This window comes from Borborobacter arsenicus, from assembly GCF_003934165.1.
Lineage (GTDB): Bacteria > Pseudomonadota > Alphaproteobacteria > Rhizobiales > Rhizobiaceae > Pseudaminobacter > Pseudaminobacter arsenicus.
On record NZ_RKST01000069.1, the window covers coordinates 1 to 6,565 of the forward strand.

Sequence of the window (6,565 nt, forward strand, 5' to 3'; positions counted from 1 at the left end):
TCCAAAACGCAAATGCCTCCGATGAAACCGGAGGCATTTTGATGACCCCACGTTAAGGGGTCCCGTTTGGACGAAAATCACCCCTCAAACAGGGTCCTCATTCCACGAAAAATCACAGCTACCGCCGCGATCTTTTCAAGCTTGCTCGTGGTTGCGGCGAACTAGCGTCCTATGCCATCGCATAAACGAACAGGCCCGCCCCGGCGAACCGAGACGGGCCATTCATTTGCTGAAGTCGGGAAAAATGGTCAGGGCAGTGGCCGGCCGGTGAGCGTATACCACGCGGCCGCAAGCCGTGTTGGGCTACTCGGCTCCCGCAGCGTTTCCTTTCAAGCTGCGTGTGAAGTTTGCCGCCAGCGCCCGTATCAGGTCTTAGGATTGGCCCTATAAGCCGCCAAGATCCGATCCGTCGAAGACAACTGACGATAAAACTCGTCCAGCATCGCGTCGATTGCGTCCATCCGTTCACTAGCGGACGAGAACACCTCTTGCGAAGCCCCACGAACCTTAGGATCCTCGACGTTCTCTAAAATCAGGTCGAGGCCATCATAGAGATAGCGGGCGCGCGCAAGCGCGTCCTTGATATCGATCACCTGCTTTCGAAACGGATCGAGAACTTCACCTAGATCGAGCATCGTCACGGTCCTGATTTTGCGGATCAAAGACTATCGTGCCAGACGCCCTCTGGCGAGCTAGTTTTGAGGCTGTAGCTACCTGCCCCAGCCGAGTTTCATTTCAGATGTTCGAGTTGGCCACCTAACTCCCCACGACCGCAGCCCAAATCTTCTTACCGAAGGCCACGAGCAACCCGCCAATGGCTGCTTCCTGAGCCTGATTGGCGGCGACTGTTTTATAGATAGGCCGCCAGCTTCCGCGGGCGCTAGTGGAGAACCGCGCAAACATGAAACCGTAGTAGAGCAGATCACTCAATTTTGGCAGTGATCCGATAGTGCTCCCCTCCCTGCCGTAGACCCACGGAAAGGCATGTACTAGTTCTGCACTTGGCTATGAAACAGGCACGGACTGGAGGACATACTGTGAGTGGGCTTTCTCCAGGGCGTCTCGAACGTCTCGATAGCACGTCGATTGCCTCTCTGCGCATTTTCCTGCTGGTGGTAGCGAACCAGAGCTTCTCGAAAACTGCAAGGCAGTTGCAAATTGCACCCTCGACCGTCAGCAAGCATGTCGACATGCTTGAGCAGACGCTTAATACGGCGTTGGTGCGTCGGACGACGCGACAATTGAGCATAACCGACGATGGCGCGGTATTCTACGAGCATTGCAAGAGCGTCCTTGCCACACTTGACGAGGTGGTCGGCAACTTCGCAGGCGCCCCGGCTGAACTTGAAGGCTGGATCCGCATGGTAGCTCCGCCGTCTTTTGCCATGACGGTGCTTGCCGACCGTCTGCCGGAGTTTCAGGCCCAACATCCCCGACTAGCGCTCGACGTGCACACGACGACTGCAAAAATCAACCTGATCCGTGAAGGGGTCGATGTGGCCATCTGGCTGCAGGATGCCGGCGAGACATACCTTCGTTCGATTAGGCTCGCCCCCAATCCCTGTGTCTGGTGCGTATCACCCGACTACATCGAGCGACATGGAAAACCTTCGACCCCGGCGGATCTTGCCACGCACTCCTGCCTCAAGGGCATCGGCACGCCGTTTCAGGACCACTGGCCGATCCGCAGCGGCACGAAGGTTGGCCGCGTCGCAATCGACAGCTCATTCGCAACCGACAACGGTGAAGTGTTGCGAAAGACCTGTCTTGCCGGCCTGGGTATTGCAGGATTCTATCTGTACCACGTCGCCGATGATCTTCGAAAAGGTCGACTTGTGGAAGTGCTGGCAGACTATCAGGCGGATATCAGTTCGATTTATGCGGTCATGCCGCATCGGCGCCTGCTGCCGGCCAAGGTAAGGGCGTTCGTCGAATTCCTCCGCAAGATAACAAGCGACCTGCCCCGCCGCGTATCCTGATGCCCGAGCCCCGAGGCACAAGCGAAACCTCCCACATTCCTCACCACTTATTCCATAATGGAAAGAGTTAGTTCGTTAGTTTCTGGATTGTGTCCCAAATGAGCGCTTCGATAATCTCCACCCAAAGTACCGGCGTTGGAAAAGGTGGGTTGAAAGCATATGGGCAGGGATGCAGCGAATGTGGCGAGCGGGTTCTACGGCTCTCTGAAGCCTGGGCGTAAGCCGGCCCTGCTTGTCATAGACTATCAGCTAGGTTTCACCGACATCTCGGTAAGCCCGCTTGCGTCTGATTGCGCGCGCTCCGTAGAAGCGACGGCCAGACTGATTGCTGCGGCCCGTCCGTCTGCGCCGGTGATCTTCACCGCGGTGGGATACGACACTCCCATGCTGGAGGCGGGGGTATGGCGCGAAAAATGCGGCAGCCTGGAAACGCTGATGCGGGGCTCGAAAGCGGTCGAGATAGACCCGCGGCTCGGTTTCGATCCGGCCTGCGACACGCTGTTGGTCAAGGCACAGGCGTCCGCGTTCTTCGGCACCCCGCTTGCCAGCCTTTTGGCCGCGGGCGGTTACGACACGCTGCTGGTCGCGGGCTGCACGACAAGTGGCTGTGTCAGGGCGAGTGTCGTCGATGCGATTCAATATGGCTTCAGGCCCTTCGTCGTCCGTGAATGCGTTGCCGATCGTTCGCCTGAACAGCACGAAAGCAATCTGGTCGACATGCAGAGCAAGTACTCGGAAGTTATCGATCTTGCCGACGCTATCGGCATGATCGAACAGGCGGGTTTTCCGGGTGAAACCATATAGCGCTCCATGGAAAACCACGGCCGCACCGGTTTCGGAATGACCTGGCCACCAGCAGCAACGATAAAGATCAAGGGAGGGTTCACATGATAAGATTTGCAAAGACCATCGTCGCCGGAGTGATGCTCATGGGCACAGCTCTGGCCGCTCAGGCGCAAGAGACATTCGAGCTGACGTTCTCGACTTATCTGCCGCCGACATACGAATATGTGTGGAAGCCGGTCGAAGCTTTCGTCAAGACGGTTGAGGACAAGAGCGACGGCAGGGTGAAGATCAAGGTCTTCCATTCCGCGCAGCTTTTCGACGGTTATGACGAGTTGCAGGCATTGAGCCGAGGCGATATCGACATCACCAACATGACCGGGACCTATCCAAGCGGCACCATCCCTGCCCTTACCCTGTTCACGCTGCCGTTCGTCTTCGACGACGTAGCCCATATGGAGCGGGCGCTTGCCGCAGGCCTCGCCGATCAAGGGATGAAACAGGAACTCAACGACAAGCACGACGTGGTCATTCTCGGCCTTGCGCCGTGGGATCCCTACGAGTTCTACAGCCGCAGCACCCCGATCCTTTCCGAATCCGATTTTGTAGGCAAGGTCTGGGCGACCAGTGGCTCGTCCGATGCCAAGGCGATCCAGTTGCTCGGCGGTTCACCAACCGGCATGCCGTCTTCGGAACTCTACCTCTCCTTTGACCGCGGCGTTATTGACGGCACACCCCGCCCTCTTCTGACGGGCATCGGCCGTAGCCTCTACGAAGTGGCGAAGCACCTAACCATCTCCAACTTCGCTATCGACACCTCGATCCTCGCCATCAACAGGCAGCGCTGGGAAAGCCTGCCGGCCGACGTGCAGCAGATCATGCTCGACGCTGCATCGGAACGCGATCGGGACCAGATTGCCCGCGTCCGCAGCTTCGTAGAGGAAGCCATCGCCAAGTATGAAGAGGCCGGTGTCGCTGTTCACCGAATGGATGCGGAAGCAGTCAGCAAGCTGCGTCAGGCTACCAAGGCCGCGGTCGACGAGTTCGCCAGCACCGTCGAGAACGGTGAAAAGTATCTAGAGATCATCGAAAGCACCCGCAATCCCTGATAGCCATTCGGGCCATAGCCTGTAATGGCCTGGCCCGCAAAGCGGAGTGCACTCACATGAGCCGTATTCTTGGAACCGCTTCAAGGATGGTCACCCAAGCCAACCGGCTGGGAATGGTCGTTGCGCAGATCGTGCTGCTGTCCCTGGCCGTTGTCACCACCTATGGCGTTGTCGCGCGCTATGTCTTCGGTCGCCCGAGCGTCCATGTCTTCGAGATCAGCATCTACCTGCTGCTTATCATTACATGGTTGTCCATCGGATGGTGCATGACCGCGGATCGCCATGTGTCGATGCAGGCATTGAGCAGCGTGATGTCGACGCGTTGGAAGCGCACCGCAAAAATAATTTCCATGCTCTCTGTGATGGTTTTCTGTGGTGTCATCATCTGGGCTGGTAGCAACCAGGTGATTTCGTCCTATGTTCGCGGCTATCGCTCGGCAACGCTGCTGGCCTTCCCGCTATGGATAGTCTACGCGCTTGTCCCGATCGGCGCGGCTCTACTTATCCTTAGCACGGTCCAGCGCCTGTTTACTTCTCCCTCCACTGACGATCAGTAGGAAGACCAAGCCAGATGTTTGCCGATCCCATCACGATCATCGCGATAGTCATTTGCCTTTTCATCGTGCTGCTAGTGATAGGAGCGCCAATCTTTGCAGCGCTCGGTGTGGCGAGTTTCCTTGGAATGTACATGCAGGGTGGCATGTCCGCCCTGCTCGCCACGCCTTCGATTCTGCATCGCGGTCTCGCCAGCTATTCACTGATTGCCATCCCGTTGTTCATCCTGATGGGTGAGGTCGTCGCCCGTACGGATATCGGCTCGCGCATCTACACGCTGTTCAATGTCTGGCTGAATCGGCTGCCCGGCAATCTCGCCGCAGCCAGCATCGGAAGCTGCGCCCTTTTCGGCGCGATGAGCGGCGTCAGCGTGGCCGGTGCAGCCACCATCGGGCGCTTCGCCATTCCGGAAATGCTGAAGCGCGGCTACGATCCCGCACTTGCCGGCGGCTCGGTTGCAGCCGCTGGCGCGCTGGCGCTGCTCATTCCGCCGAGCATCGGTTTCATCCTCTATGGCGAGATCGCCGACCTTTCAATCGGCAAGCTGTTCATCGCGGCTCTCATCCCGGCACTTCTGGTGATCGTGCTAATGATGATCTATGTCTGCGGCCTCACCTTCCTGAAGCCACACCTCGCGCCCACAGCGTCCGCCAGCTATGGCTGGGCGGAAAAGCTTGACGCCCTCCTGCGCGTGTGGCCGGCGCTGGTGTTGATGGTCGCGGTGATCGGCACAATCTATCTCGGCATGGCGACACCAACCGAAGCGGCCGGTATCGGCGCGGTGGCCGCGCTGGGCATCTCTGCCGCGCAGAGACAGCTTTCGTGGGCGACATTGAAAGACATTTTGCGGTCCTCGGCTCTTACGTCGAGCATGATCCTGCTGATCCTCGTCTCGGCGCTGCTTTTCGGTTATCTGATAACGCGTCTAATGATCCCGCAGATGCTGGCGGAATGGATCGGGTCGCAGGGCTTTTCCACCTGGGTTCTGTTTCTTTTCATTCTGGGATTCCTGCTTGTCATCGGCATGTGTCTCGACATCGTATCGGTGATACTGATCACGACACCGATCCTGCTACCGATTGTAATTCAGATGGGCTTCGACCCTATCTGGTTCGGCGTCATACTTGTCATTGCCTGCGAGATGGCAGTCATCACACCACCGGTCGGCCTGAACCTCTACGTTATCAAGGGTGTAGTGCCGGAACTCACACTCAAGTCGATTATGTGGGGCGCGCAGCCCTTCGTGCTGGTCGAAATACTGGCCATTATAATTCTGACCATCTTCCCGGCCCTTGTAACGTGGTTGCCAAGCATTGCCATGTCGCGTTGACTCGCAGGGACGAGATACGATGGTACAATTTTGCCCCCAGGTAGCGACACACTATCGGATTCGAGTTCAGTCGATTCTTGGATTAGAATCCAATGACCGAGCAGTGGCCGCTCCGGTATCGCGACGATTCAATCAATGAGCAAACGATTGGGTGCCACGCTTACAATTCAACTTTCACACTGCAGCAAGGCGATGGGGTAGTTTCTGAGTGAGCCGAAGTACAGTTCCATGCGGAATTTTCGCTTCTCGCTTGCACCTTCCCGACAACAGACGGCCCGCTTGACCGTAATGGCCGCAAGCAGTCCGTCTACTTCCGTCGCGGGGTAGCAGATACAGCATCGCCGCCGCCCCTTCCGCCGCGCCTTCGCGCTCCACGATCCTGTGGCAAGAGAGGCTGACGTCATGCCTCTGCCTCGCAAACCAACTTCCGCAATCGCAGTATCGCCCGCCTGCTGCAGAGTTACGACAGGATCTATTGCGACGCGACGGAGGCGACCGACCTCTACGCCAGACAGTGCTCGCTGAACGTCAGCGCAAGGGACCTTGCGGTGATGGGGACGACCCTGGCCGATGGCGGTGTCAATCCGGTCACGAAGCAACGCGTGGTCGATGTCGGTGTCTGCCACTATACGCTCGCCGTGATGGTCACCGCCGGGCTGTATGAGAGCTCCGGCGATTGGCTCTACGATAGTAAGCGGGTAGCCGCGGCCGTTCAGGCTTTGAAGTTCCAGGGCATGAGATCGTCGATCCGGGAGATCGGCCAGCCCTGGGCAATGCGCTCGAGGGTCTGGGCGAGCCAGGCGTGTGGA

The 6,565-nt window shown here is 57.9% G+C and carries 7 protein-coding genes and 1 pseudogene; 6 read left to right on the top strand and 2 right to left on the bottom strand.

Annotated elements, in window-relative coordinates; translation table 11 throughout:
- Nucleotides 1-365 precede the first annotated feature (365 nt).
- Nucleotides 366-635 (bottom strand): hypothetical protein, encoded by a 270-nt coding sequence (locus tag EET67_RS24895; protein ID WP_128628859.1) that lies wholly within the window; start codon nucleotides 633-635, stop codon nucleotides 366-368.
- 402 nt (nucleotides 636-1,037) lie between these two features.
- Here EET67_RS24895 and EET67_RS24900 point away from each other — a divergent pair, with 402 nt between their 5' ends.
- The 6 genes and pseudogenes from EET67_RS24900 to EET67_RS26280 form a co-directional block, all read left to right on the top strand.
- A complete protein-coding gene (locus tag EET67_RS24900) occupies nucleotides 1,038-1,979 on the top strand; it encodes a LysR family transcriptional regulator (RefSeq protein WP_165900041.1) in 942 nt (313 codons plus the stop codon).
- Between the two features lie 159 nt (nucleotides 1,980-2,138).
- Complete coding sequence (locus tag EET67_RS24905; protein ID WP_128628861.1) at nucleotides 2,139-2,783, top strand: isochorismatase family protein; 645 nt, start codon at nucleotides 2,139-2,141, stop codon at nucleotides 2,781-2,783.
- Between the two features lie 83 nt (nucleotides 2,784-2,866).
- Entirely contained in the window at nucleotides 2,867-3,871 is a 1,005-nt protein-coding gene (gene dctP, locus EET67_RS24910) for a TRAP transporter substrate-binding protein DctP (RefSeq protein ID WP_128628862.1), read from the top strand.
- A gap of 56 nt (nucleotides 3,872-3,927) precedes the next feature.
- The gene (locus EET67_RS24915) at nucleotides 3,928-4,428 is read left to right on the top strand and encodes a TRAP transporter small permease (protein ID WP_128628863.1); all 501 of its coding nucleotides are present in this window, start codon (nucleotides 3,928-3,930) and stop codon (nucleotides 4,426-4,428) included.
- Nucleotides 4,429-4,442: 14 nt separating this feature from the next.
- On the top strand, nucleotides 4,443-5,756 hold the full coding sequence (locus EET67_RS24920; protein WP_128628864.1) for a TRAP transporter large permease: 1,314 nt from the start codon (nucleotides 4,443-4,445) through the stop codon (nucleotides 5,754-5,756).
- Between the two features lie 416 nt (nucleotides 5,757-6,172).
- Nucleotides 6,173-6,430: pseudogene (locus EET67_RS26280) on the top strand (glutaminase); the annotation flags it as partial.
- A gap of 38 nt (nucleotides 6,431-6,468) precedes the next feature.
- Here the strand turns inward: EET67_RS26280 and EET67_RS26735 are convergent.
- Nucleotides 6,469-6,531 (bottom strand): hypothetical protein, encoded by a 63-nt coding sequence (locus tag EET67_RS26735; protein WP_425359557.1) that lies wholly within the window; start codon nucleotides 6,529-6,531, stop codon nucleotides 6,469-6,471.
- Between the last annotated feature and the right edge of the window lie 34 nt (nucleotides 6,532-6,565).

Coding starts and splice junctions, on each gene's coding strand:
- EET67_RS24895 (WP_128628859.1), bottom strand. CDS start 635: ATGCTCGATCTAGGTGAAGTTCTCGATCCGTTTCGAAAGCAGGTGATC.
- EET67_RS24905 (WP_128628861.1), top strand. CDS start 2,139: ATGGGCAGGGATGCAGCGAATGTGGCGAGCGGGTTCTACGGCTCTCTG.
- dctP (WP_128628862.1), top strand. CDS start 2,867: ATGATAAGATTTGCAAAGACCATCGTCGCCGGAGTGATGCTCATGGGC.
- EET67_RS24915 (WP_128628863.1), top strand. CDS start 3,928: ATGAGCCGTATTCTTGGAACCGCTTCAAGGATGGTCACCCAAGCCAAC.
- EET67_RS24920 (WP_128628864.1), top strand. CDS start 4,443: ATGTTTGCCGATCCCATCACGATCATCGCGATAGTCATTTGCCTTTTC.